The 24,049-nt window shown below is 62.3% G+C and carries 24 protein-coding genes; 10 read left to right on the top strand and 14 right to left on the bottom strand.

The features are described 5' to 3' along the window. The first annotated feature begins 33 nt into the window (after window positions 1-33). Window positions 34-510, top strand: a complete 477-nt coding sequence (locus PBR20603_RS06210) for an OsmC family protein (protein WP_150558666.1) — start codon at window positions 34-36, stop codon at window positions 508-510. An 80-nt stretch (window positions 511-590) separates the two neighbouring features. Here the strand turns inward: PBR20603_RS06210 and PBR20603_RS06215 are convergent, their stop codons facing one another. Next, entirely contained in the window at window positions 591-1,229 is a 639-nt protein-coding gene (locus tag PBR20603_RS06215) for a glutathione S-transferase family protein (RefSeq protein ID WP_150558667.1), read from the bottom strand. Window positions 1,230-1,321: 92 nt separating this feature from the next. Beyond that, window positions 1,322-2,377, bottom strand: a complete 1,056-nt coding sequence (locus PBR20603_RS06220; protein WP_150558668.1) for a DUF72 domain-containing protein — start codon at window positions 2,375-2,377, stop codon at window positions 1,322-1,324. Window positions 2,378-2,677: 300 nt separating this feature from the next. On the opposite strand from PBR20603_RS06220, the gene PBR20603_RS06225 reads away from it, so the two are divergent. The 5 genes from PBR20603_RS06225 (at window position 2,678) to PBR20603_RS06245 (ending at window position 8,421) form a co-directional block, all read left to right on the top strand. Continuing rightward, window positions 2,678-3,244 (top strand): flavin reductase family protein, encoded by a 567-nt coding sequence (locus tag PBR20603_RS06225; RefSeq protein ID WP_150558927.1) that lies wholly within the window; start codon window positions 2,678-2,680, stop codon window positions 3,242-3,244. Window positions 3,245-3,645: 401 nt separating this feature from the next. Beyond that, complete coding sequence (locus PBR20603_RS06230) at window positions 3,646-4,668, top strand: GGDEF domain-containing protein (RefSeq protein ID WP_150558669.1); 1,023 nt, start codon at window positions 3,646-3,648, stop codon at window positions 4,666-4,668. A gap of 34 nt (window positions 4,669-4,702) precedes the next feature. Beyond that, complete coding sequence (locus tag PBR20603_RS06235) at window positions 4,703-5,284, top strand: TMEM175 family protein (RefSeq protein WP_150558670.1); 582 nt, start codon at window positions 4,703-4,705, stop codon at window positions 5,282-5,284. Between the two features lie 76 nt (window positions 5,285-5,360). Further along, on the top strand, window positions 5,361-5,579 hold the full coding sequence (locus PBR20603_RS06240) for an RNA-binding S4 domain-containing protein (RefSeq protein WP_150558671.1): 219 nt from the start codon (window positions 5,361-5,363) through the stop codon (window positions 5,577-5,579). Between the two features lie 202 nt (window positions 5,580-5,781). After that, on the top strand, window positions 5,782-8,421 hold the full coding sequence (locus tag PBR20603_RS06245; RefSeq protein WP_150558672.1) for a sensor domain-containing protein: 2,640 nt from the start codon (window positions 5,782-5,784) through the stop codon (window positions 8,419-8,421). Window position 8,422: 1 nt separating this feature from the next. Here PBR20603_RS06245 and PBR20603_RS06250 read toward each other — a convergent pair whose 3' ends face one another. Next, complete coding sequence (locus PBR20603_RS06250) at window positions 8,423-8,656, bottom strand: DUF3717 domain-containing protein (protein ID WP_150558673.1); 234 nt, start codon at window positions 8,654-8,656, stop codon at window positions 8,423-8,425. A 300-nt stretch (window positions 8,657-8,956) separates the two neighbouring features. Here PBR20603_RS06250 and PBR20603_RS06255 point away from each other — a divergent pair, with 300 nt between their 5' ends. From PBR20603_RS06255 to PBR20603_RS06270, 4 genes are all read left to right on the top strand, one after another. Beyond that, entirely contained in the window at window positions 8,957-9,391 is a 435-nt protein-coding gene (locus PBR20603_RS06255; RefSeq protein ID WP_150558674.1) for a hypothetical protein, read from the top strand. Between the two features lie 78 nt (window positions 9,392-9,469). Next, window positions 9,470-9,790: a hypothetical protein gene (locus PBR20603_RS06260; protein ID WP_150558675.1), complete on the top strand. Its 321-nt coding sequence runs from the start codon at window positions 9,470-9,472 to the stop codon at window positions 9,788-9,790. Between the two features lie 401 nt (window positions 9,791-10,191). Next, window positions 10,192-10,500 (top strand): hypothetical protein, encoded by a 309-nt coding sequence (locus tag PBR20603_RS06265; protein WP_150558676.1) that lies wholly within the window; start codon window positions 10,192-10,194, stop codon window positions 10,498-10,500. Window positions 10,501-10,706: 206 nt separating this feature from the next. Beyond that, complete coding sequence (locus PBR20603_RS06270; protein WP_174977797.1) at window positions 10,707-10,901, top strand: rubredoxin; 195 nt, start codon at window positions 10,707-10,709, stop codon at window positions 10,899-10,901. Window positions 10,902-10,959: 58 nt separating this feature from the next. On the opposite strand, the gene PBR20603_RS24265 is transcribed toward PBR20603_RS06270, so the two are convergent. The 11 genes from PBR20603_RS24265 to thrS form a co-directional block, all read right to left on the bottom strand. Then, on the bottom strand, window positions 10,960-11,244 hold the full coding sequence (locus PBR20603_RS24265) for a hypothetical protein (RefSeq protein WP_217425944.1): 285 nt from the start codon (window positions 11,242-11,244) through the stop codon (window positions 10,960-10,962). A 215-nt stretch (window positions 11,245-11,459) separates the two neighbouring features. Beyond that, window positions 11,460-13,043: a sensor domain-containing diguanylate cyclase gene (locus tag PBR20603_RS06280; protein WP_150558677.1), complete on the bottom strand. Its 1,584-nt coding sequence runs from the start codon at window positions 13,041-13,043 to the stop codon at window positions 11,460-11,462. Between the two features lie 461 nt (window positions 13,044-13,504). After that, window positions 13,505-15,775 carry a bifunctional diguanylate cyclase/phosphodiesterase gene (locus tag PBR20603_RS06285; protein ID WP_150558678.1) on the bottom strand — a complete coding sequence of 757 codons (2,271 nt, stop codon included), beginning with the start codon at window positions 15,773-15,775 and terminating at the stop codon, window positions 13,505-13,507. A 379-nt stretch (window positions 15,776-16,154) separates the two neighbouring features. After that, entirely contained in the window at window positions 16,155-16,547 is a 393-nt protein-coding gene (locus PBR20603_RS06290) for a MerR family transcriptional regulator (RefSeq protein ID WP_150558679.1), read from the bottom strand. Between the two features lie 79 nt (window positions 16,548-16,626). Continuing rightward, window positions 16,627-17,019, bottom strand: a complete 393-nt coding sequence (locus tag PBR20603_RS06295; protein WP_039374116.1) for an integration host factor subunit alpha — start codon at window positions 17,017-17,019, stop codon at window positions 16,627-16,629. A gap of 63 nt (window positions 17,020-17,082) precedes the next feature. Beyond that, complete coding sequence (gene pheT / locus PBR20603_RS06300) at window positions 17,083-19,521, bottom strand: phenylalanine--tRNA ligase subunit beta (RefSeq protein ID WP_150558680.1); 2,439 nt, start codon at window positions 19,519-19,521, stop codon at window positions 17,083-17,085. A gap of 86 nt (window positions 19,522-19,607) precedes the next feature. Further along, window positions 19,608-20,621: a phenylalanine--tRNA ligase subunit alpha gene (gene pheS, locus PBR20603_RS06305; protein WP_150558681.1), complete on the bottom strand. Its 1,014-nt coding sequence runs from the start codon at window positions 20,619-20,621 to the stop codon at window positions 19,608-19,610. Window positions 20,622-20,773: 152 nt separating this feature from the next. Continuing rightward, a complete protein-coding gene (gene rplT, locus PBR20603_RS06310; RefSeq protein ID WP_010806048.1) occupies window positions 20,774-21,133 on the bottom strand; it encodes a 50S ribosomal protein L20 in 360 nt (119 codons plus the stop codon). A 25-nt stretch (window positions 21,134-21,158) separates the two neighbouring features. Next, window positions 21,159-21,356, bottom strand: coding sequence for a 50S ribosomal protein L35 (gene rpmI / locus PBR20603_RS06315; RefSeq protein WP_010806049.1), 198 nt, complete (start codon window positions 21,354-21,356; stop codon window positions 21,159-21,161). Between the two features lie 176 nt (window positions 21,357-21,532). Continuing rightward, window positions 21,533-22,051 carry a translation initiation factor IF-3 gene (infC, locus tag PBR20603_RS06320; RefSeq protein WP_174977826.1) on the bottom strand — a complete coding sequence of 173 codons (519 nt, stop codon included), beginning with the start codon at window positions 22,049-22,051 and terminating at the stop codon, window positions 21,533-21,535. Window positions 22,052-22,103: 52 nt separating this feature from the next. After that, window positions 22,104-24,011 carry a threonine--tRNA ligase gene (thrS, locus tag PBR20603_RS06325; RefSeq protein ID WP_150558683.1) on the bottom strand — a complete coding sequence of 636 codons (1,908 nt, stop codon included), beginning with the start codon at window positions 24,009-24,011 and terminating at the stop codon, window positions 22,104-22,106. Window positions 24,012-24,049 lie beyond the last annotated feature (38 nt).

Here is a 24,049-nt window from a genome sequence, read left to right on the forward strand (position 1 = left end):
TCATCGGCTGCCGCCCTTCTGCGGAGACATGACATGGCATCAGGCGAACACCAGTACCGGATCGGCGTCGAGTGGACCGGCAATCAGGGCAGCGGCACGTCGGGCTATCGCGAGTATGGACGCAATCACGAAATTCGCGCCGAAGGCAAGCCGACGATCCCCGGGTCCTCGGATCCCGCCTTTCGCGGCGACGCGGCGCGCTGGAATCCCGAAGATCTGCTGGTCGCAGCCGCGAGCGCCTGCCACAAGCTCTGGTATCTGCACCTTTGCGCCGAAGCCGGGGTGATCGTCGACCAATACACCGACGACGCCCTCGGCACCATGATCGACACTGCGCAGGAGGGCCGCTTCACGCGCATCCTGCTGCGCCCGCACGTCACGATCCGCGCGGGCAGCAACGCCGCGCTGGCCGCCGAGCTGCATCATGAGGCGCACGCCAGGTGCTACGTCGCCAACTCGGTCAACTTCCCCATCGACTGCGAGCCTCGCATCGATGTTCTGCCGGCCTAAGGCGAACTGAGGCGGACTGATGCGGGCTGAGGCGGACTGAGGCGGACTGAGGCGGGCTAGCGCAGAATAAGCCGATCCAATCATGCCGCGAGTTGCTTCGCCAGTGCCGCATCGCGCTGCTGCGCCCGTGCAAACGACTCGCGGGCGCGGAAGCGCTCCACGTATGCCTTGACGGCAGGTGTCAGCGGCACGAGCTTGAAATGCGTGAGGAAATGCATGGCGTTGCCCCACAGCGCATCGGCCGCCGTGAACGACTCGCCCAGCCACCACGGACCGGCGTCACGCGCCAGGTGCCGCTCCAGCGTCCACATGACCGAGTCGTAGTCGCCATACGGCGAGCGCGAACGTTCGGCGCCTTCGCGCCCGAGCGACTTGTCGACCACCGCCGGCTCGACGCACGAACCGTAGAACACCATCCAGCGCAAATAGGGTCCGCGACGCGGATCGCCCGGCATCGGGGCGAGCCCCTTCTCCGGATATAGCTCGGCGAGATACATGTAGACGGCCGCCTGTTCGGTGATGATCGCCTCGCCATGCCGGATAGCAGGCACCTTCCCCATCGGATTGAGGTCCAGAAACTCCGAGCCGCGCTGCTCGCCGGTCGCGAAGCGCAACAGATGAAGATCATGCTCCGCCTGCAGTTCGTCGAGCAGCACGAGCACACCTGAGGAGCGTGTGTTGGGGGCGTGAAAGAACGTAATGCGCCGATCGGTCGTCATGTCGTGTCTCCAGTCCATCGTCAGTCATGTGCGGGCAGCCTTGACTCGTCCGGCAAATGCGCAGATCGCCGCCGTCACGTCACTGAAAAATGTTACTTCATCGCGCCGGTCGCGGGCAGATGGCGCTGCGCAGCCGCGGGGACGGCTTCAAGCGCCGCGTCGCCCAGTAACCGCATGAGCACGAGCGCATTACGCTGCCCCTGATCCTCGTAATTGTTGTTGAACACCACATAGACGCGGGCGACTTGCTTCGCAATGACGCGAATCGGATCGACCAGCGCCGCCAGTTCCGCGTCGCGGTAGTCGTAATTGAAGCGATCCGACGCGGCGGTACTCTCGCGCACGTTCCATGTCTGCTGATTGCGTCCATGCAAGCGCACCACTGCCGCGAGCGGCGTGGTCGTCTCCCACACTTGGGGAATACTGTTTGCGAAGCCCTGAGGCTCGTCGACGGTGGTGTTGACCCAACCCAGCTCGCGCAGCCACGCCAGCGTTGCCTCGCGTTGTGCGCCCTCGAACCAGCCGCGATGCCGAAACTCGGCTGCGACACCATAGCCCGCCATGCGCTGCGCACACACCTCAACGTGAGCACGGCTCGCGCGATCTCCCCTGAGCCACGGCGGGAACTGAAAATGCACCAGCCCCAGTTTTCCTGCCAGCCGCAACGGCGACAGCGCTTCGAGATAGCGCCGCCAGATCTCGTCGATGAGCGAGTCGGGAAGGTCCTTGTAGTAGACGTTCGCACGCGGCCCGGCCGGCAGTTCGGATTGCAGGTCCCTGGGCAGCGCAACACGGGGGGTCTGATGGCCGGTGAGCAGCCGGAACGCCTTGATGTTGAAGACGAAACCGTCGGGCGTGCGTTCGACCCAAAGCTGCGCGTTCGACCCCGACGGCATGGCGTAGTAACTGCTGTCGACCTCGACCATCGGAAACCGGCTCGCGTAGTAGCGCAAACGCGCCTCGGCCGACGTATGCCCCGGCGGATAGAAACGTTTGCAGGCGATGAGCGACTTGTCGGTCCAGGATGCCGTGCCGACATACACATTCCCGACGCCAGCCACCGGACTCACCGGTCCTGCCGGGATGTCGGCCACGCCGCTGGTGAGCGCATCGACCTGCCCCGTGATTGACGATCGCAATGGACTCATACGGAATGCTCTCGTGCGGTAAGCGTCGGGATGACGCCGCGTGCTTCGACTCAGTATAGGAGGCGCTATCGCGCATCGCATGGGGACTGGACTAGGACGAACGCATGAAATACTGCGAGCACATCTGATCCGGCACGCGCTCCCCGCACCGTGCCGTTTGTACGGCCCGCAGCTCACCCTGCGGGCCGCCTTTTTCGGATGTCAGCCCTCGTCATGAGCACCATCGGCTTCATCGGCTTTTTCCCCGGCCGCGCTATCATGGGCCGCCTGACATATCACTACGCCTGCCGAGTGCCCGCCATGACCGAACGCCTGCCTGTCGAACTTCCCAAAGCGTACCGCCTGCTCAACCACGGCCCGACCGTTCTTGTCGGAAGCGCCCACAACGGACGCCGCAACGTCATGGCCGCCGCCTGGTCGATGCCGTTGGATTTCTCACCGCCGAAAGTGGCCGTCGTCATCGACCGCAATACGCTCACCCGCGAGTTGGTCGAAGCCTCCGGTGAGTTCTCGCTGAACGTGCCCACGCGTGCCATCGCCCGCGAGACGCTGGCCGTCGGTTCGATCTCGGGACGCGATACCGACAAGTTCGCTGACGGCACCGGTGTACAGGCCTTTGAAGGCTCGCACGTCGCCGCGCCGCTCATCGGCGGATGCCTCGCATGGCTCGAATGCCGCGTGATACCGGAGCCGCACAATCAGGATCGGTACGATCTGTTTCTCGGTGAGGTCGTGGCGGCCTGGGCCGACGCGCGCGCGTTTCGCGACGGGCACTGGCAGTTCGAGCCCGGCGTGTCGCGCAGTCTTCATTACATTGCCGGCGGCAACTTCTTCGAAACCGGCGAAGCATTCGAAGTCAAATCATGAACCACGCTCTGCCCGCGCCGGGCCACACCGACCCCACGCACGACAGCGCTTACGACGCCACGCAAGCCGCTCGCGCCCTCTGGCGCACGAACGGCCAGCACGGCTTGAGCGGCGCGAGGCCATCGCATTTGCCAAGTGACGGCAGGCGCGGCAGAATTGACGGCGCTATCGACGCTATCCATGCCATCGGTGTGCTCAGCGAGCGGGGGCCAGAGTCGCCTTTGGCACCGCCCCGACCGCCCGCGTTACCTGAGCAGTCTGCGAAGTCAGCACCCCTTTTCGTGCAGTCGCCGAGTTCGCGGTCAGAATCCTTGTCCCCGGCGCTGCTGTCGTCCAACCGCTGGACCTCGCCGTCACGTCACGACATGACCGCATCCGGAACCGACTCATTCGAACCGCCTATGCCCTCGCATGCCCCGTGGCTCGCCCCGACCGGGGAGACAAACCTTAACGAGGCAGAACGTCTCGCGGCGCTGCGACGTTACGAGATCCTCGATACCCCGCCCGAGGCGGCATTCGATCGGATTGCAAGGCTGGCGTCGTATGTCCTTGGCGCGCCGATCTCACTTGTCTCGCTCATTGACGAAACCCGTCAGTGGTTCAAGGCGCGTCAAGGCCTCGAGACCACACAGACGCCTCGCTCGATGGCCTTCTGCGCGCATGCGATTCTCGGCGATGACGTGCTCGTCGTGCCCGATGCCCGCGCCGACCGGCGCTTCGCCGACAACCCGCTGGTCACGGGGGAGCCGAACATCCGCTTCTACGCCGGTGCGCCCCTGCGCACGCCGGAAGGGCATCGCCTGGGCACGCTGTGTGTGCTCGACCGCAAGCCCCGTACGCTCGACCCAGAGAAGTGCGCACTGCTCGCCGATCTGTCGGCGCTCGTCGTGGACGAACTCGAACTACGTCGCGTCAATCAGGTGCTCGGCGACATGGCCATGCGCGACGGCCTGACCGGCGCGCTCAACCGCCGTGCCTTTCTCTTGCAAGCCGACCGCCTGTTTGCCGCCGCCCGCACACAGCAGCGGCGCCTTTCCGTGCTGATGCTCGACATCGATCACTTCAAGATGGTCAACGATACGTGGGGTCATGCGATTGGCGACCGCGTCATCGTGGAACTGACGCTGGTCTTGCGGGCAACGCTGCGCAAGGGGACGGTGATCGGCCGTCTCGGCGGCGAGGAGTTCGCGGTACTGCTGCCCGAGACCGATGCTCAACGCGCCTTGCAGGCGTCCGAACGCCTGCTCACCGCCATCGGCAGTGCGAGCGTGCCCGGCCCCAAGGGTCCGGTGCGCTTTTCCGCCAGTATCGGCGTAGGCAGCCTCGCCCCGGACGACGCCGATTTCAGCCCCCTGCTCCAACGTGCCGACCGGGCGTTGTATGCCGCCAAGCAGGCCGGCCGCAACCGCGTGGCGGTGCTGTGAACTCCACCCACGACTGACAACAACGACGAACACGATGGGCAAAACCCGACTGGAAGCCTTCAGCGACGGCGTGATCGCCATCATCATCACGATCATGGTGCTGGAGATGAAAGCACCGCACGGCAGCGAACTGGCCGATCTCCTGCCGGTCGCGCCGACGTTCCTCACCTACATCCTGAGCTACGTCTACGTCGGCCTGTACTGGAACAATCATCACCATCTTTTCCATGTCGTCCAGCGGGTCTCGGGCGGCGTGCTCTGGGCAAACCTGCATCTGCTTTTCTGGCTATCGCTGATCCCGTTCGTCACACACTGGCTGGGAGAAAACCATTTCACCGCGTGGCCGACGGCGCTCTACGGCATCGTGCTGTTCATGGCGGCCGTGGCGTATTACATCCTCACGCGAGCCCTGCTTGGCGTACATGAGGAAGGCGGTAACGCGAAACTCGCCGCCGCCCTGGGCCGCGACGCCAAGGGGAAGTTGTCGGTGGTGGCCTATGCACTGGCCATCGGACTGGCGTTCGTGGCGCCGGTCGTCTCGCTCGCGCTGTACGCGCTGGTCGCCGCCGTATGGCTGATTCCCGATCGCCGGATCGAACATGTGATCAAGACGTGAGACGGCGCAGCACGTTTCGAGTGATGCGCCGCGACAGTCGACGAGCATCGGGTTTTTACGTAGTATTCGCTCCATCATGCAAAACGTAACTTTTGAACTCACGGGCGAATTCGTCGCCCTGAACGACTTGCTCAAGCTCACCGGCGTTGTGGACTCCGGTGGCGCGGGCAAAGTCATGGTGGCGGGCGGCGCAGTCAGCGTCGACGGTCAGATCGAGACCCGCAAGACCTGCAAGATCCGCGCTGGTCAGACCGTTTCGGTCGACGGCGTGCGAATCCGCGTCAAGGCTGCCTGAATCCAACACACCGCCCCAGGGCCCACGCCACACGCCAGCCCCCCCTTTTGTTGCCTGCCCGGAACCGCGTCACCGTCTGACGCTCTCCCGGTTTATCCCATGTGAGCCTGCCGCCGCAGGTCGCTATACTTGAAAGCGTTTTGGCGTGTCAGCTCCCGTCACACCCGACAATGTCAGAAAGACGTCCGAGGAGGCCCCTGCGATGGTCGTGCCCGGTTCACCGTCCGCCGCCGGCACCTCACCGGCCCCCGGGCGCGAGGCGCTGCTGGCGGCGCTCGACCACTCACTGGGCATGCTCACGCTCACGCCGGACGGCATCATCGTCGACGTCAACGACAAGCTGCTCGGCATGTTCGGCTACGCGCGCACCGACCTGATCGGCAAGCCGCACGCCATACTGTGCGAACCAGGCGATATCACCTGCGGCGACGCCCTCGCCCAAGTCCTGAGCACTCAACGCTCGCACACCGGACAAGTGCGCCGCCATCGTCAAGACGGTACCGCGGTCTGGCTCGAAGCGACCTACAACCCGGTATTCGACGACACCGGCAAGCTCGCCTTCGTGATCAAGCTCGCGGTGGACGTCACCGCACGCGTGGAACGTCAGGCGGCCGACGACGCCCGCCTCCATCTGCTCTCGCTCGGTGTCGACGAGACCGACAACGCCGTGCTCATCACCGATGCACAAGGCATCGTCTGCTATGTCAACGCCGGATTCACGCGCATGCTCGGCTACGCCGCAAGCGAAGTCGTCGGCCAGTCGGTGTACGTCCCGTTTGGGGAGCCACCTGAAGGTGAACTCGCCGATGGCGCGTCGGCCGTCGTCGACGTCAAACAGGCGCTCGCAGGCTGTCTCGTCTCGGCCCGCGACGGCCGGAGCTGCCATTGCGAAGTGCTCGTGCGCACCGCGCAGCGTCAACCGCTGTGGGTCTCCGTGGTGACGAACCCGATTCTCGACGCGAGCGGCAAGCTGCTCAACGCCGTGGTGCTGTTCACCGACATCACGCAGTCGAAGATTCAGGAAGTGCTGCAACACAAGGCCCTTGCCGCGATGGTGCGCGACGCCCCGCTCGTGGAAGTGCTCACGCTCGTCTGCCGGGAACTGGAGCAGATTGCCCCGGAGGTCATGGCCTCGGTCGTGCGGGTCGACGCCGAGGGCCGGCTGCGACCGCAGGCGGGGCCCAGCCTGCCCGCCCAATACCACAAGATGGTCGACGGGCTGGCCATCGGCCCGAACGTGGGCACCTGTGGCACGGCGGCCTTTCAGGCACGGCCGGTGATCGTGACCGACATCGCGAATGACCCGCGCTGGGCCAATTTCCGCGACATGGCGGCCGAATTCGGGCTGGCGGCATCGTGGTCCATGCCGATCATCGCGAACGATGGACGTGTGCTCGGCGTGCTCGCGTTCTACTACCGTACCGTGCGTGGCCCGGATGCCCTGCATGAGCGGCTCGTCGATGTCTGCGTGCACCTGTGCAAGCTGGCCTTCGAGCGCGATGAATCGCGCACGCGCATCCGTCAGTTGGCGTTCTCGGACAGTCTCACCGGCCTGCCCAATCGCAGCATGCTCGGCGTGCTCGCAGCCCAGGCCATCGCCAGCGCAGGCGAGCTGAACACGCGCATGGCCGTCATCTTCATCGACCTCGATCGCTTCAAGCAGGTCAACGATTCGCTGGGCCATCAGGCGGGTGACGTGCTGCTGCGCACGATCGCCCAACGTCTGCGGCGCTCGCTGCGCGGCGCGGATATCGTCGCGCGTCTGTCGGGTGACGAGTTCGTGGCCGTGCTCACCGAGTGCGACCCCGAACGGCTCGATATCGCCATCGAACGCATGCGCGGCGCACTGACCGCATCGTGTCAGGTCGATGGCGTGACGCTCGCGCCGTCGGGCAGCTTCGGCATCAGCCTGTATCCGAATCACGGCAAGGAGTTCGACCTGCTGCTCCAGCGTGCGGACATGGCGATGTATCAGGCGAAGATGACCAGCCCGGGCAGCGTGCGCGTCTACAGCGAAGACATGAACATCCACGCGCAGGAGCGGCTCGAACTGGAGACCGCCATGCGCGACGCCTTGCGCCGCAACACGCTCCGGCTCTTCTACCAGCCGCAGATCAATTTGCTCGACGAATCGGTGTACGGGGTCGAAGCGCTGAGCCGCTGGACGCATCCGCAGCACGGCGAGGTATCGCCGTCGCGCTTCATAGCGCTGGCAGAGGAATGCGGTCTGATCGGGGAACTGGGCATGTGGACGCTGCGCGAATCATGCCGTCAGCTGGCGGAATGGCGGCAGCGTGGCGCGGGCATCGAGAATGTGTCGGTCAACCTCTCGCCGACCAACTTCCACGATCACGACCTGCCGCGCATGATTGCCGAGGCACTCGCCGATCACGAATTGCCGCCGTCATGCCTGGCAATCGAGATCACGGAGAGCGTGCTGATGGATCACAATCCGAGCACGCTGCGCATCATAGATGAAGTCCACAGCATGGGCGTGCGCCTGTCGATGGACGACTTCGGCACCGGTTATTCAAGCCTGGGCTATCTGCGCCGGTTGCCCGTCTCGGAACTGAAGCTCGATCGCAGCTTCGTACACGACATCACCCGCGACGAAACGGTACGCGCCCTGACCAACGCGATCATCAGCATCGGCCGCAATCTGCATCTCACGGTCGTGGCGGAAGGCGTGGAAGACGAAGCCCAGCGCAATCTGCTCGTCGCACAGGGCTACCGCGTGGCGCAAGGGTACCTGTTCTCCCCCGCGCTGTCGGCTGGCGACCTTGAGCGCTGGCTGGAACAGTGGTCGGCACGGCGACGCGCACGGAACCCCGTCCAATCCTGAATCACGGCGCGAGGCCCAATTCCATCTGGTGCAGCGCCGTCTCGATGGCCTGACTCTGTTCGGCGTTGAGCGCTTCGGCCGCAATACTCGTCTCGCGGCGATAGATCATCTCACCATAGACATTCGCCAGCACGCGGGCTGACTGGCACAGCGACCAATGGCTATCGGCGGCCTGACGGCCCGTCCAGTAGTTGATCGCCCGTTCGATTTCGGCGATGGAGTAATTGGCTTTCATGAGAGGTTCTGTCTCGCCGTGGAATGGAATACTGTAATTATATACAGCATTCGAGAACTCTGAAAATCGCGTCGGACCGCAGTCTGCACATGGCTCGATTCTCAGGCGCACGTTTCGGAACTGCAACACTTGATAAGGGCAGACCGCTTACGCACCCAGCCAGGCGTCAACAATCCATAGAAAAATCAATCGCTTACGAATTCCGGCACGATATTGGCTTCAAGGTCCGGGAAACGTCGTGCCGCCCCTTGCGATGCTCACGCGGCCGACGCCCCCATGATCGCCCCGACGGAGCCAGCCATGCCGCCGAGACACATTACGCCCCAGACCTTGTCCGCCATCCGTGCTGCCGCGTCACGGCGGTTCGCCCTCATGGCGCTCTGCCTGCTCACGGTAACCGGTGCGGCTCGCGTTCAGGCGCAATCGATGCCGCCAGCCGTCGCAACCCCCGCCGACCCATTTCATCAGCCGTGCGTCGATGTGCGCGCTTCACCGGAAATGGACGGTCCCCCCCATGTCTCCCAACCCGGTGCTGCCGCGACGATGCCATCGACGAACCGGATCGTGCGCAAGCAATACGTCGACCTCGATAATCGCTGTGCGACACCGCCCGCCTTCGCACCCACACGTGACATCGACTCGACGTCCGTCTGGTATGTGGATGCGCCCGCTGGCGCCAGGCTCGCCACGTCACGGCGCGTCGGCGCCAGCGCCTTGCACGGCCTCGCGTCCTGAGCGGTGGCGGACGACGTTTGTTATGCTGCGTCTTTCGCGTGACAACGCCGTCGCACGTCCCGATTTTCCGGAACCTCAATGCCCGCCAATACGCCTGACACCCCCAACGCTTCCGACAAGTCGCGCAACGCCAAACCGGTACCTGCCGTTGTCGCACCGCCACCTCCCGGCGCCATGCCGCTCGCCTGGATCGGCTTAGTGGCTGCTGCCGCATGGGTGCTCAAGAGTCCGCATCCTACGTGGGGCGTCGGCGTGTTGTGCCTTTGCGCAGGCCTGATTTCGTCGTTCGGTGCGCGCCGCCGCGCTCGCGCCCCATGGCCCGCGTTCTTCACCGGGCTATTGCCCGTTGGCGTTGCGCTGTTCTTCGCGCTGCTCATGCTGCGCCCCTTATTCCGGTGACACCGTCGCGCCGCAGAGTGCGGCATCGATGAGTTACCCACAGCTTCTGTGGATAACCCACTGGATAACCTCACAACACCCCCTCGAGAAGCCCGTCATTACACGCTGTCAAGAGGATTGCCCGTTTCGGCATCAGCCTTGGATAAATTTTTTAAGCTTGACGTTTTTCCCGGCTTCTGTGCCAACATGTCACCGCTTTGACATGACGCAAACGAGCGGGAAATGACTCGTCGATTCGCGTGAAAACGTGAGGTGCTGTGCGTAGGGAAGGGTTCGCAGCGCAAGCGAATCGGCCTATGATGGAACCATGCGATACCTCACCATGCATGACTTGGGATCCTCGCAGGATCTGCCGTTCAGCGGCTGTCTCGCTTTTCAGTGACTTCGGGAGAACCTCTCGTATGACTCAATCCGACAAACCGTCCGCTACCTCATCCTCACCGGCCGACGCCCCGCCGACCGACGCGGAACGCGTCCATTTGGACGATCTGCTTGCGCATCACTCGGTCACGGAAACCGTCGATCGCGCATCCGTCATCGACCTGATCAACGATCTGCGTTCGCCCGAGGTGAAAACGCCGGAAGATCGCGAGCGCGTGGTCAAGGAAAGCCGGCTGTGGAGGGAAGTGTCGCACCGCGACACCGCCATGTCGCTGCTCAATTCGCTCGCGCAGATGGCGCCGATCTTTCTTAATCAGATTCACTGGTAATGGCTGTCGCGCCGGTCGCCACCGGCGCACACGCCGCACGGCCTCGCGCCGTATTTTCCTCAGGCAGTGCCCTTCCCCCGCCGTCGGCTTTCCCGCGAATTGATCTGGATTAACTTTGTTCTCGGACAGTCGCCCGTGAGGGGGACGTTGTGCCGTGCGTGCCTTACAATGCGGGTCGCGCAAGTTTTCCCTGTTGACCCGACACCATGACCACCACGCTGGACACCCCGACCGAATTCAAGAGCTGGATCTGCCTGATCTGCGGCTGGATGTATAACGAAGCCGAAGGCGCGCCGAACGACGGCCTGGCCCCCGGCACCCGATGGGCCGATGTGCCCGCCGATTGGCGCTGCCCGGAATGCGACGTCTCCAAGGAAGACTTCGTGCTGTCGGAGTTCTGAGTCAGGCAGCCGCGAAGCGTTTGACGCCAACGCCGTGGATCAGACTGCCATGACAACATCAGTGATGCCAGCCCCACCCACGGCCTCGGCCGTGCCATCCCCGGTAATATCCGCCGCCGTAGTAGCCGCCTGACACGCCGAAGGTGACCGTCGGCGCAGGCACGACCGCGTAGCCGGGCGCGTAACCAGCGTATCCCGCATATCCCGCGTCATAGCCCGGCGTATAGCCGTAGCCATCGTAGTACGCGCCGCCATACACGGGCGAGCCGTACGGTACGGCAACGCAACCGGCCATCATCACGGCGACAGCAGCGCCGCCTGCCAGCATGAGTAAGCGTTTCACGATGAAACCTCCCGCATGAGCTGTTCGAGTCTCGCGCGAAGAGAGCGGCGCCGGTCTCCCGGCATTTCGTCGATCGTCACCGCGCGTGCTTGACTCGTTAGACATACGAGTTCCCGTGAAATGCGCGATAGCGGGTCCCTTCTTTCGTTACCAAACGTGACATTGGTAACGCCGATGGAATATCGCGTGCGGCCACGGGTCGCCCGGGCCTCGGGTCAGAACACCCAGCAGCGGTCGCGGCCGGCGCGTTTGGCGCGATACAACGCCATGTCGGCACGCTCGACCATGTTCATCGGCGAATCTTCATCCTGCCACTCCGTGATGCCGAAGCTCGCCGAGAAGCGCAGCGGCGGCTCGCTACCCTCGAGCGATTCGCGCTTACAACGCTCGCGAATGCGGTCCGCCACGCGCAGCGCATCGCGTTCGCTTGCCCCCGGCAGCAGAATCGCAAACTCCTCACCGCCGATACGGCCGATCAGGTCGTCGCCTCGCAACGTCGACGAACACACGAGCACAAAGCGGCACAGCACCTGATCGCCGATGGCATGCCCGTAGGTGTCGTTGATCGACTTGAAGTGATCCAGGTCGGCCACGATGAGGCTCATCGGCTCATTCTTGCGCTGCGCCGCCTCCAGCAACTGATCGAAGCGATGGAAGAAGTAACGGCGCGTCAGGCTGCCCGTCAACTCGTCGTAGCTGGCTTCGAACGCCAGTTGATTATTCGCGGCACGCAGTTCCTCGTTCGACTGGCGCGTCTCACGATGCTTCGCGCGCTCCCGCCAGTAAGTCCAACCGGCAAGCGCTACGATCACAACACCGCCCAAATACAGCAGGAAACACAACGCGAGGTCTTTGGCGTGCTGGCGCGTAAGGGCGTCCCAGGCGTCGACCTGCTCCACGGCGTAGACGATCAGATCATTACTCGAACTTGGGCGCGACGTGATGACGAAGGGCTTGCGCAAATCGTCGAACTCCGACATCTGGTCGAGCAGGTCCTGTGGCACCCACGCATTCGACCGGCCAGGCGCGCGCTTGAACTGCGAGATCGGCATACGCGCGAAGTCGTCGCGCTGGTATAGCGCCATACGTTCGGCGTCGGACAGCGACCCGACCTTGCCGTCCAGCATGAAACGGTTCTCGAAGCGAGGGTCGTTGGCCATGATGACCACACCGTTGCCGTCGGTGACGAACGACTCGCCACTGCCCACCCAATGGCGCAGGCGCGTGAGTCCGATCTTGGTCATCACGACGCCGATCAGCACGCCGTCGCGGTACACAGGCGCACTGAAATAAAGGCCGGGCGCCTGATGCTCCCAGCCAGCGGCATAGCTCTCGAAACGGGTGCCCAACAGCGCATTGGTGACATAGGGCATGCGGGCCACGGACTGGCCGATGGGTGATGGCGAGTCGCGGAAATTGCTTGCCGCCACGCACACACCGCGCGCGTTAATCACCCACACCCGGTCGACGCCGAAGTATCCCTGAGCCCCGCGAAGAAATTCGTTGGCACGATCCACGACCTCGGCCGCTGCGGCCCCGTCGGTCGCCGGGCGCAGAACGTCACGCAGCAGATCCACCTCGGCGAGCGTGGAGGGAATAGCCCTCACCATCGCGAGATCCGTATTGATCGCGTGAATCATGCCGTCGGCAACCCGCTCGGCGACCGTTTGCCCGGCGTCGACACTCTGTGCGAGCTTGTCGCCGACCAGCGACGTGGCAGTCCTGTCCGCGGCAACCCAGCAGGCGACCAGCACGCCGACCGAGACGCAGGCGGCATAAAGCCAATGCCTTATCCTCATCCGAAAATCAAACGCTCGTTCTAATATTTTTTACTTCTTACGTTGGCAAAGTCTCCGCCTCATTCGAGTCGCGTTTCTGTCTTTTCCCCGGACAGAAGCTCTGGTCGCGACCGGCATCTATGGTGCCGGCGAATTCCCGCCAATTCTGGTCTGCGCGTCAAACTCGTTTCCTCGTTCCAGATCCTCAGCTTGTCGCGCCCCGCGCCTTCGGATCCTGACCACCTTGCATTGTTCACCCCGACAATTGCAAGCCGTTGACAACCTGCCGCCCTCGCCTTCGCACATCGCTGGCGGCGGCTCGCAGCCATTCGCAGATATCGTTCGAGATCGTCGCGAAAGCCAGATAATTCTATAGCACTCCGACGATGAATCCGCACGAAAAACGTCTGACGATCGATATATTACGAATACCTATTTAATTTATTAATTAGCCGGATACTTCCTTTTCAATTGCGCCCGCTTTACCGGCAAATACCGAAACGGTCGATCACCGAATCGAGCCGTTCGATTTCTACCGGCCGGGAAAACAAATAGCCCTGTGCGGACACCGGCACAAAATGGCGCAGCCAATCCAGTTGCCGATCGTTTTCCACGCCTTCGACAATCAATTCGATTCCCAACGATCGCGCAATATTGACGATATTCGAAATCATGAGACACGACCGCGACGAATCGGGAATCGACTCCACGAATGAACGATCGACCTTGAGCGTATCGACAGGAAAGCGCGTCAGATAGGATAACGACGAGTAGCCGGTGCCGAAGTCGTCAAGCGCGATGCGCACGCCCGCGCGCTTGAATTGCTCGATCTTCATTTCCACGAGCGCGGGGTTCTTGACCATCACCGACTCGGTGATTTCGAGCTCAAGGCGATTCGGCTCAATCTCGTATTCCTGCATGAGACGTTCCACGAGCTCGCCAATGTCGCCGCGCCAGAATTGCACCGACGAGACATTCACGGCAATGCGAAGCGACGCCATTGCGGTTCCCCGCCAAGCCTTCAGCTGACGGCATGCCTGTGTCAGCGCGAACTCACCGATCGCCACGATCTGCCCGGTCGTCTCGGCCAGCGGGATGAACTCGCCTGCACTCAGCACGCCGCGCTCCGGGTGACGCCAGCGAATCAGCGCCTCCACGCCGCGCACACAGTCGGACTCGAGCGCCACGATGGGCTGGTAGGCGAGGAAAAATTCGCCGTTGGCCAACGCCTGCTCCATCTGGCGCTCCCACACGACAAGCTGATGCGCCTGATACGTCATCTGCTGCGTAAAGACACGCACCACGCTCTTGCCGGCCTCCTTCGCGGAGTACATGGCGAGATCCGCCTTCTTGATGAGATCCGCCTCGGTCTCGTCCGCCCTCGACCAGAAGGTCACGCCGATACTGGCGTGCAGCGCGAACGACGTGCCATCTGCCACCATGGGTGCCTTGAGCGCGGCAAGCAGCGTCTCACCTAGCGGTTCGGCCTGCGCCTGCGCATCATCCCCCTCCAGAAGCACCATGAACTCGTCGCCAGCAAAACGCGCGAGCATGGCCCCCTGCGGCATTCGCGGTGCGAAGCGCCCGGCCACCTGGCGGATGATCTCGTCGCCCTGTGCATGGCCCAAGGTATCGTTCACGCTCTTGAAGTTGTCGAGATCGATGTGCAACAACGCGACCTTGCCGACCCGATCGGGATCGGCCAATGCGCGTCGCAGCGACTCCATCAAAGCGTAGCGGTTGGGAAGTCCGGTAAGCGCGTCATACGAAATCAAATGGGTAAGCTGCTGGTCGCGCCCGATGAGGCGCTGCATCAGGTAGGCAATCAGTGCAAAGAACACGACGAGCGCGACCGACACGAAGGTCGCCATCGTCAGATACACGCGCTCTACGTGCCGGTACTCGGCCAGTTCCTCGTCCATCGACAAACCGACTTGCACCGCGAGCGGGTAGTCGCGCAGATGACGATAGGCCACGATGCGCTCGACGCCATCGATGGGGTCGCGCTGGATGCCGGAATTGCGCTGCTCTGCTGCGAACGGCGGCAACTCCCCCGTGCTGGTGATTGCCACGCTCGCACCGGTGCTGCGCGCGAGCAACGCCCCGTCGTCGGCGATCACGGCGATCTGCCCGTATTGGCCGAGCATGGCGTTCGTGTAGAAATCGGAGGTGAAGTAACTCGGCTCCTGCGATACGACCACCACGCCCGCGAAGCTGCCATCGGGATTGTTCAGTCGCCGGCTGAACTGGAGTACCCACTTGTGGGAAACGCGTCCGAAGACCGGATGACTGATGAACAGGCCGTCGCTCGCATTGTCCAGATGCACCCGGAAGTGCTCCCGATCGGCAATGTTCACCCCGGCAGCGCCGGGCATTGTCGCGGCGGTGACGTTGCCGTGCACATCTGCCAGACTCACCAGCACCATGAAACGATCCGTGACGATCCCTTCAGCAAGCGTTCGCGTCAAGTCGAAGTTTCCGCGACGTCGCTCGTACTCGTACTTCACGAAACGGGTGATCTGATCGACCTGACGGATGGCGCGCAGCGTTTGCTGCTCGAGTGCGCTCGCCACGGTCGATGCCGATGACGCCGTGTCTCGCAGAATGGCCTTGTGCTCGATGGAAACGCGCCAAAGCACGGCGGTCCAGACGAGGACCAGAATCAGGAAACCGAAAATCAGAATCGCGACGATGGAGCGATCGGACGTTGCCCAAAGCCAGCGTCGCGTTCCCGTCGTGCTCGGTTCGGCCATAGATCGAGATCCTTTCAGCCTTCGCGCCCCCGCGCATGAAGGTCGGTGTTGGCCCGGTCGTCAATAGGATCCAGGGGCGTCATCGACGCACGCCGTCGTTTCGGCAAGTGTAAGGCAATCGCAGCGCCCCCGGAAGTCGTTCGACGTCCCCTCAGTCGGGGGATCTAATACGTTCATCATGCCAGACGAACGCCACCCTGCCGGACTGCGGGCCATATCTCGGATTACGGAAAATTCGGCCACCACCGCATTAGGAGAATCCCGAGGTGTGGCGGGCCTGCCCGATGCGAGGGCCCGCCGCCCCTCGATGCAAAGCCGGAATGGCAGGAGAATCTGCGCAAATCAAGGAAACGTACCAGCTCACGACGCGATCGCGCACTCAGGACTTGAGCAGATCGAGCAGGGATTCGAGACGGCGGCGCAGGTCGCCGACGTCGAGTGCGGTGTCCGCCTCGCCCGCCGGCTGCGCGCCGCCTTCTGCGGCAGCACCGCCGGACGGGCGGCCGCCGCGCGGTGTGTCGGCTTCGAGGCGGTTACGTGCGCCATTGATCGTAAAGCCCTGCTCATAGAGCAACTCCCGGATACGCCGGATCAGCAGGACTTCATGGTGTTGGTAGTACCGCCGGTTTCCGCGCCGCTTGACCGGGCGCAGTTGCGTGAACTCCTGCTCCCAATAGCGCAGTACGTGCGGCTTGACGCCACACAGCTCGCTCACTTCACCGATCGTGAAGTAACGCTTGGCGGGAATCGGCGGCAAGGCAACGTGATCCATCGCGGCGTTGGCGGAATCGGACGACGGTTAGATTGCGGACGAAAAATCAACGGCCGCCACAGAGTGCGGCGGCCGGGATTTACTTGCTCACTGCGCCAGACTCGACGATCGACTTGAACTTCTGGCTGGCGTGGAAGGTGACGACGCGACGAGCGGCAATCGGAATAGCCTCACCGGTCTTCGGATTTCGACCTGGCCGTTGCGGCTTGTCGCGCAGCTGGAAGTTACCGAAGCCGGACAGCTTGACACTGTCACCCGACTCAAGCGCGTCGCGGATCGACTCGAAGAACGCCTCGACCATATCCTTCGCTTCGCGCTTGTTCAGACCGACATGCTCGAACAACAACTCGGCCAGTTCGGCCTTGGTCAGCGTCGGCGCTTCGGTCGAGACCTCGTTCACTTCACTGCGTCCCAGCGCGATTCGCTGCGCCGCAAGCATGGCTTCAAATTCACCAGGATTCATTTCGTTCATACGTCCCACGCGATGGCGATGACAGTGCGATGACCTACTCGCAGCCGGATCTTTTACTGAGTTTCAGGCGCGCAACCTTGCGCCGAACCCTTCTACCCGTTGTACCAGTGCGTTAATGGCGCCCTGGACCGTCTCGTCCTGCAACGTACCCGAGGGGTCTTGCAGAGTAACACGAAACGCCACGCTTTTGTCCTGCGCGCCAAGCGAGCCCGAGGTGGCGCCAGCCTTCGGCCGGAACTCGTCGAACAACCGTACCGACTGCACCACGCTGCATGCCGGATCGTCGTGACGTGCGGCCAGCATGGCGTCGAGCAACCCTTGCACCGGCTGCGCCTGATCGACCACGAGTGCGATATCGCGCGTGACCGGCGGGAACTTCGAGATGTCCTCGTAGCTCGGGACGTCGCGCTCGAAGAGTGCCTCGGCCTCGATCTCGAACAACACCGGCGCATGCGGCAGATCGTACTTCTGCTGCCAACGCGGATGCAGCTCTCCAATGAAGCCGACACGCTTGCCGTCGACTTCAACTGCGGCACTGCGCCCCGGATGCAAGGCCGGGTGCTCGGCCTTGACGAAGCGTGCGGCGCGCGGGGACAACAGTGCCTCCAGATCGCCCTTCACGTCGAAGAAGTCGACTTGACGCTCCGCCACGCCCCACTGCTCTTCGAACACCGGACCGTAAGCGAGGGCCGCCAGGGTGAGCGGCTGACGGTAACCGCCAACGCTCAGTTCGCCCGAAGCCACCGTGTTGTCGCGATGGTAGGTACGGCCGATTTCAAACACACGAACACGCGACGCCTTGCGGTTCAGGTTGTAGCGGGTGGTCGCGATCAGGCTACCGATGAGCGTCGAGCGCATCACCGCAAGGTGGCTGGCGATCGGATTGAGCAACTTGATGGGGTTGTCGTTACCGGCGAAGTCCACTTCCCACTCGACATCGACGAAGCTGAAGCCGACCGTCTCGTGGTAATCGCGCGCCGCCACGGCATGACGCACAGCATGTTGCGAACGACGGCCTTCCTGCGTCGGGCGCATGGCGCTCGCGGCGACCGGCGGATTGGCCGGAATGCGATCGAAACCGTAAATACGCGCAACCTCTTCGATCAGATCTTCTTCAATCTCGATGTCGAAGCGATAGGACGGCGGCGTGACTTCGAACACGCCGTCTTGCAAGGTGAACGGCAGGCCGAGACGCGTGAAGATGGCACCCATCTCCTGCTCGGAGACCGGCACACCCAAAATCTTGATGGCACGTGCAACGCGCATCGTCACCGGCTTACGCTCGGGCAACTTCGCGACCTGATCTTGGAGCGGGCCAGCCTGGCCGCCGCAGATCTCAAGCACCAGTTGCGTGGCACGCTCCAGCGCGCGCACGTTACCCGCGAAATCGACCCCACGCTCGAAGCGGTGCGACGCATCGCTAGTGAAGTTGTACTTGCGTGCGCGGCCCTGAATCGCCTGAGGGAAGAAGAATGCGCCTTCGAGGAAGATGTTCTGCGTTTCCAGACCCGCCTTGGTCGAGTCCCCGCCCATGATGCCTGCCAGGCCGATCGGGCCACTGGCATCGGTAATGGCGAGCACGCTCTCGTCGAGCGTCACGGTCTGTTCGTTCAGCAACTTGAGCGTCTCGCCCGTGCGTCCGAAGCGCACGTCGATTCCGCCTTGCAGACGGTTCAGATCGTAGACGTGCAGCGGCTGGCCCAGCTCGAGCATCACGTAGTTGGTGATGTCGACCAGGGCGGAAATGCTGCGTTGACCGGCGCGCTCGAGGCGCTCCACCATCCAGCGCGGCGATGCAGCGGCAGCATTCACGTGACGGATGATACGGCCACCAAAGCGTCCGCAGCCTTCCGGCGAACTGATACGAACTGGCAGCGTGTCGGCGATCGTTGCCGCCTGAGCGCCCTGCCCCGGCAGATCCTTGAGCGGTGCGCCCGTAATCGCGGCAACTTCGCGGGCGATACCTAGCAACGACAGGCAATCGGCCTTGTTCGGAGTGAGTTTGACAACGAACACCGTGTCGTCAAGATCGAGATACTCGCGGATGTTCATGCCGACCGGGGCATCTTCCGGCAGGATCATCAGGCCGCCATGATCTTCCGAGAGCTTCAGCTCACGTGCCGAGCACAGCATGCCGAAACTCTGCACGCCGCGCAGCTTGCCGACCTTGATCTGGAACGGTGCAGCGCCGGCCTCGGCCGGGGGCAACACGGCGCCCACGGTTGCGCACGGCACCTTGATACCCGGTGCCACGTTCGGCGCACCGCACACAATGGTGAGCGTCTCGCCAGTGCCGGCGTCGACCTGACAGACATTCAGACGATCAGCGTCGGGATGACGGGCGACTTCGAGCACCTTCGCCACGACCACACCGGCGAACGGCGGGGCGACGGGGTCGGTTTCCTCGACTTCGAGCCCGGACATCGTCAGGGCATGCGCCAACGCGTCCGTCGACAAATCCGGGTCGACCAGGGTACGCAGCCACGATTCAGAGAATTGCATGGATCAGTTCGCTCGCAGTTAAGTCTTCACTTCCGAGAGCCCGGTGGCAGCGGCTTCGCGCGCCAGCCCGGGGCCATCGGCATCGATTACATGAATTGGCGCAGGAAGCGCAGGTCATTTTCGTAGAACAAGCGCAGATCCTGAACGCCGTAGCGCAACATCGTCAGACGCTCAAGTCCGGAGCCGAAGGCAAAGCCGATGTAGCGCTCCGGATCGAGACCCATATTGCGCACCACCGACGGATGCACCTGCCCCGAGCCGGAGATTTCCAGCCACTTGCCGGCGTTCTTGCCGGTTTCGAACTGCATGTCGATTTCGGCGGACGGCTCCGTGAACGGGAAATACGAGGGGCGGAAACGCACCTGAATGTCGTCGCGTTCGAAGAACTTGCGCAGGAAATCGGTGTACACGCCCTTCAGGTCGGCGAAGCTGATGTCTTCGGCAATCCACAGACCCTCGACCTGATGGAACATCGGCGAGTGCGTGGCGTCGGAGTCGACGCGATACGTACGGCCCGGCGCGATCACCTTGATGGGCGGCTTGTTCATGCGCGCATAGCGCACCTGCATCGGACTCGTGTGCGTGCGCAGCAGCAACGGCTTGCCGGCATCGTCGTTACCTTCGATGTAGAAGGTGTCCTGCATCGAGCGCGCCGGATGGTTCTCGGGGCTGTTCAGTGCAGTGAAGTTGAACCAATCGGTTTCGATTTCGGGGCCGTCAGCCACGTCGAAACCGATGGAACGGAAAATCTGTTCAACGCGCTCCCAAGTGTTGAGCACGGGGTGCAGGCTGCCAGCGCCCAGGCCTCGGCCGGGCAGCGTGACATCGATGGCCTCGGCGGACAAGCGCGCGTCGAGCAGCGCGTCGGCCATGGCCTGGCGGCGCGCCTGCAGGGCGCCTTCGATCTGTTGCTTGGCCGCATTGATCCGGGCGCCTTCGCTCTTGCGCGCTTCTGGATCAAGCTTGCCGAGGCCCTTGAGCAACTCGGTCAGTTGGCCGGTCTTGCCGAGAAAGCGGGCTTTCTCGTTTTCCAGCGCGGCGGCGTCGGGAGCGGCGGCGAACGCACGCTGCGCTTCGCTGACGATAAGTTCCAGATCCATATGCTACAGACTCAAGTTAGGCGGTCGGAATGGCCGCATGTTCAAGCAAAAAAAGCACGCGAAAAGGCAGGCGAAAAACAAAAGGGGGCTCCGATGAGAGCCCCCTCTTGGCGAATGGCGCGCGGTAAAACGCGCTATACGCTATTTACAGCTTAGGCTGCGACGGCGGCTTTCACCTGGGCGACAATCGCGGCAAACGCCGGCTTGTCGTTGATGGCCATGTCGGACAGCACCTTGCGGTCGAGTTCGATCGAGGCCTTCTTCAGACCAGCGATGAACACGCTGTAGGTCATACCGTGCTGACGCACACCTGCATTGATACGCGCAATCCACAAAGCGCGGAACACACGCTTCTTGTTACGGCGATCGCGATAGGCGTATTGCCCAGCGCGCATAACCGCTTGCTTGGCGATGCGGAAGACGTTATTGCGGCGGCCGCGGAAACCCTTGGCAGCAGCGATGACTTTCTTATGGCGGGCCCGTGCGGTGACCCCACGTTTGACTCGAGGCATGTTTCTCTCCTATCTAAGTCGGGGTTTAAGCGAAGGGCAGCATTGCGCGTACGGAGTTCAGATCAGACTCATGAACGCCGACGGCACCGCGCAGGTGACGCTTATTCTTGGTGGTCTTCTTCGTCAGAATGTGACGCTTGAAGGCCTGACCACGCTTGACGGTACCGCCAGGACGCACGCGAAAGCGCTTCTTGGCACCGCTCTTGGTTTTCATCTTAGGCATGAAAAACTCCGAGTTTTTAACATGATCACAGGTGTGACGCCAAAATCGCGCCCCTTGTAGAACCCGGGATCACTTGTGTTCAGGGTCAGACTGCACCCTGCATCGCTGCCACACCCTTGCGGGCGATGGCGGCAATTCCTTGCAGCCCAGCGGTGTCACTCGACACCGCCACGGCATTACTTCTTCTTCGGCGCGATGACCATGATCATCTGACGGCCTTCCATCTTCGGCATCTGTTCCGGCTGACCGAACTCTTCGAGATCGGACTTCAGACGTTCCAGCATACGAGCGCCGATTTCCTGGTGGGCCATCTCACGACCGCGGAAACGCAGCGTGATCTTGGTCTTGTCACCCTCTTCGAGGAACCGCTTCAGATTGCGCAACTTGACGTTGTAGTCGCCATCGTCGGTGCCAGGCCGGAATTTGACTTCCTTGATCTGAACAACCTTCTGCTTCAGCTTGTTCTCGTGCGCTTTCTTCTGTTCCGAGTACTTGAATTTGCCGTAATCCATCAAACGGCAAACCGGCGGATTCGCGGTCGGTGCAATTTCCACCAGATCGACATCAGCCTCTTCGGACAGACGAAAAGCCTCTGCCAGTTTCACAATGCCGAGTGGCTCATTGTCGACGCCATTTAGACGCACTTCAGGCGCAGTAATTTCGCCGTTAATGCGATGCGACTTATCGGTAGCGATGTTGCTTATCCTCGAAAAAAGTCAAAAATTTAGCCGCGCTGTCCGACAGGCGTTATTGGAACGTTGCGCAATCCTGCGCAAGGCGTTCGATGAGCGTGTCAATGGGCATCACGCCCAGATCCACGCCGCCACGGGCACGCACGGCTACCGTATTCGCCTCCTGCTCCTTGTCCCCCACTACAACGAGATAGGGAACCTTCTGCAAGGAGTGCTCGCGTATTTTATAGCTAATTTTCTCGTTGCGCAAATCGCTACGAGCCCTAAGCCCTTGTTCTTTCAACTTTTTCGTCACTTCTTGAGCGTAATCGGCCGTTTTTTCGGACACATTCATCACAATCACCTGCTCCGGCGCGAGCCAGACCGGCATTGCACCAGCATGGTGCTCGATCAGAATACCGATGAAACGCTCGAGCGAACCCAGGATTGCGCGGTGAAGCATGACCGGGCGCTTGCGGCTGTTATCTTCGGCCACATACTCGGCGTCCAGACGCTCAGGCATCGAGAAGTCGACCTGCATCGTGCCGCACTGCCACTGTCGGCCGAGCGCGTCCTTCAGCGTGTATTCGATCTTCGGACCGTAGAACGCCCCGTCGCCCTCGGCGATCACGAATTCGCAGTTCGAACGGCGCAGCGATTCCATCAGTGCAAATTCGGCCTTGTCCCAATTCTCGTCGGACCCGACTCGATGCTCAGGACGCGTTGCGACCTTATAAATCATGTCCGTGAAGCCGAAATCCTTGTACACAGCGTGCAGCAGCGCCGTGTAGTTCACGCACTCGTCGAGAATCTGGTCTTCCGTACAGAAAATGTGACCGTCGTCCTGCGTAAAGCCGCGCACGCGCATCAGGCCATGCAAACCGCCCGACGGCTCGTTGCGGTGACATTGACCGAACTCGCCGTAGCGAAGCGGCAGATCGCGGTAGCTATGCAGCGCCGAGTTGAAAATCAGGACATGTCCGGGACAGTTCATCGGCTTGAGCGCGTAGGCGCGGTTCTCCGATTCCGTCGTGAACATGTTGTCCTTGTAGTTCTGCCAGTGCCCCGACTTCTCCCAGAGCGAGCGGTCGAGGATCTGCGGCCCCTTCACTTCCTGATAGCCGTTGTTGCGATAGACGCGGCGCATGTACTGCTCGACCTGCTGCCAGAGCGTCCAGCCCTTCGGGTGCCAGAAGATGAGGCCCGGCGCCTCTTCCTGCATATGGAAGAAGTCCAGTGCGCGGCCGAGCTTGCGGTGATCGCGCTTTTCCGCCTCTTCGAGCATGTGCAGATACGCGTCCTGATCTTCCTTCTTCGTCCAGGCCGTGCCGTAGATTCGCTGAAGCTGCTCGTTCTTGGCATCTCCGCGCCAATAGGCACCAGCAACCTTCATCAGCTTGAAGACCTTGAGCTTGCCCGTCGACGGCACGTGCGGACCACGGCAAAGGTCGACGAACTTGCCTTCGCGATAGAGACCGATCTCGTCCGTTGCCGGAATCGATTCGATGATCTCGGCCTTGTACTTTTCGCCCATCGACATGAACAAACGCACGGCGTCGTCACGCGAAAGCACTTCACGCGTCACCGGCTCGTCCTTCTTGGCCAGTTCGTGCATCTTCTTCTCGATGGCGTCGAGATCTTCCGGCGTGAAAGCACGGTGGAAGGCGAAGTCGTAGTAAAAACCGTTATCGATCACCGGGCCGATCGTGACCTGCGCCTCGGGGAACAGCTCCTTGACGGCGTACGCCAGCAAGTGAGCCGTCGAGTGGCGGATGATGTCCAGGCCATCGGCGTCCTTGTCCGTCACGATGGCCAGACTCACGTCGCGATCGATCAGATAAGACGTATCGACGAGCTTGCCGTCAACGCGGCCCGCCAGGGCAGCCTTGGCCAGACCCGTGCCGATCGAACCAGCGACTTGCGCCACCGTCAATGGGGCTTCGTACTGGCGTTGCGAACCGTCAGGCAAACGTACCGAAATCATGTCGCACTCCCATGCGCAAAAACGTCACGCGCGGCCAA

The organism is Pandoraea bronchicola, assembly GCF_902459805.1.
Classification (GTDB): Bacteria; Pseudomonadota; Gammaproteobacteria; order Burkholderiales; family Burkholderiaceae; genus Pandoraea; species Pandoraea bronchicola.

What these genes read in the sequence shown, in the direction of transcription:
- PBR20603_RS06210 (WP_150558666.1), top strand. Translation starts at nt 34, where the DNA reads ATGGCATCAGGCGAACACCAGTACCGGATCGGCGTCGAGTGGACCGGC.
- PBR20603_RS06215 (WP_150558667.1), bottom strand. Translation starts at nt 1,229, where the DNA reads ATGACGACCGATCGGCGCATTACGTTCTTTCACGCCCCCAACACACGC.
- PBR20603_RS06220 (WP_150558668.1), bottom strand. Translation starts at nt 2,377, where the DNA reads ATGAGTCCATTGCGATCGTCAATCACGGGGCAGGTCGATGCGCTCACC.
- PBR20603_RS06225 (WP_150558927.1), top strand. Translation starts at nt 2,678, where the DNA reads ATGACCGAACGCCTGCCTGTCGAACTTCCCAAAGCGTACCGCCTGCTC.
- PBR20603_RS06230 (WP_150558669.1), top strand. Translation starts at nt 3,646, where the DNA reads ATGCCCTCGCATGCCCCGTGGCTCGCCCCGACCGGGGAGACAAACCTT.
- PBR20603_RS06235 (WP_150558670.1), top strand. Translation starts at nt 4,703, where the DNA reads ATGGGCAAAACCCGACTGGAAGCCTTCAGCGACGGCGTGATCGCCATC.
- PBR20603_RS06240 (WP_150558671.1), top strand. Translation starts at nt 5,361, where the DNA reads ATGCAAAACGTAACTTTTGAACTCACGGGCGAATTCGTCGCCCTGAAC.
- PBR20603_RS06245 (WP_150558672.1), top strand. Translation starts at nt 5,782, where the DNA reads ATGGTCGTGCCCGGTTCACCGTCCGCCGCCGGCACCTCACCGGCCCCC.
- PBR20603_RS06250 (WP_150558673.1), bottom strand. Translation starts at nt 8,656, where the DNA reads ATGAAAGCCAATTACTCCATCGCCGAAATCGAACGGGCGATCAACTAC.
- PBR20603_RS06255 (WP_150558674.1), top strand. Translation starts at nt 8,957, where the DNA reads ATGCCGCCGAGACACATTACGCCCCAGACCTTGTCCGCCATCCGTGCT.
- PBR20603_RS06260 (WP_150558675.1), top strand. Translation starts at nt 9,470, where the DNA reads ATGCCCGCCAATACGCCTGACACCCCCAACGCTTCCGACAAGTCGCGC.
- PBR20603_RS06265 (WP_150558676.1), top strand. Translation starts at nt 10,192, where the DNA reads ATGACTCAATCCGACAAACCGTCCGCTACCTCATCCTCACCGGCCGAC.
- PBR20603_RS06270 (WP_174977797.1), top strand. Translation starts at nt 10,707, where the DNA reads ATGACCACCACGCTGGACACCCCGACCGAATTCAAGAGCTGGATCTGC.
- PBR20603_RS06280 (WP_150558677.1), bottom strand. Translation starts at nt 13,043, where the DNA reads ATGAGGATAAGGCATTGGCTTTATGCCGCCTGCGTCTCGGTCGGCGTG.
- PBR20603_RS06285 (WP_150558678.1), bottom strand. Translation starts at nt 15,775, where the DNA reads ATGGCCGAACCGAGCACGACGGGAACGCGACGCTGGCTTTGGGCAACG.
- PBR20603_RS06290 (WP_150558679.1), bottom strand. Translation starts at nt 16,547, where the DNA reads ATGGATCACGTTGCCTTGCCGCCGATTCCCGCCAAGCGTTACTTCACG.
- PBR20603_RS06295 (WP_039374116.1), bottom strand. Translation starts at nt 17,019, where the DNA reads ATGAACGAAATGAATCCTGGTGAATTTGAAGCCATGCTTGCGGCGCAG.
- pheT (WP_150558680.1), bottom strand. Translation starts at nt 19,521, where the DNA reads ATGCAATTCTCTGAATCGTGGCTGCGTACCCTGGTCGACCCGGATTTG.
- pheS (WP_150558681.1), bottom strand. Translation starts at nt 20,621, where the DNA reads ATGGATCTGGAACTTATCGTCAGCGAAGCGCAGCGTGCGTTCGCCGCC.
- rplT (WP_010806048.1), bottom strand. Translation starts at nt 21,133, where the DNA reads ATGCCTCGAGTCAAACGTGGGGTCACCGCACGGGCCCGCCATAAGAAA.
- rpmI (WP_010806049.1), bottom strand. Translation starts at nt 21,356, where the DNA reads ATGCCTAAGATGAAAACCAAGAGCGGTGCCAAGAAGCGCTTTCGCGTG.
- thrS (WP_150558683.1), bottom strand. Translation starts at nt 24,011, where the DNA reads ATGATTTCGGTACGTTTGCCTGACGGTTCGCAACGCCAGTACGAAGCC.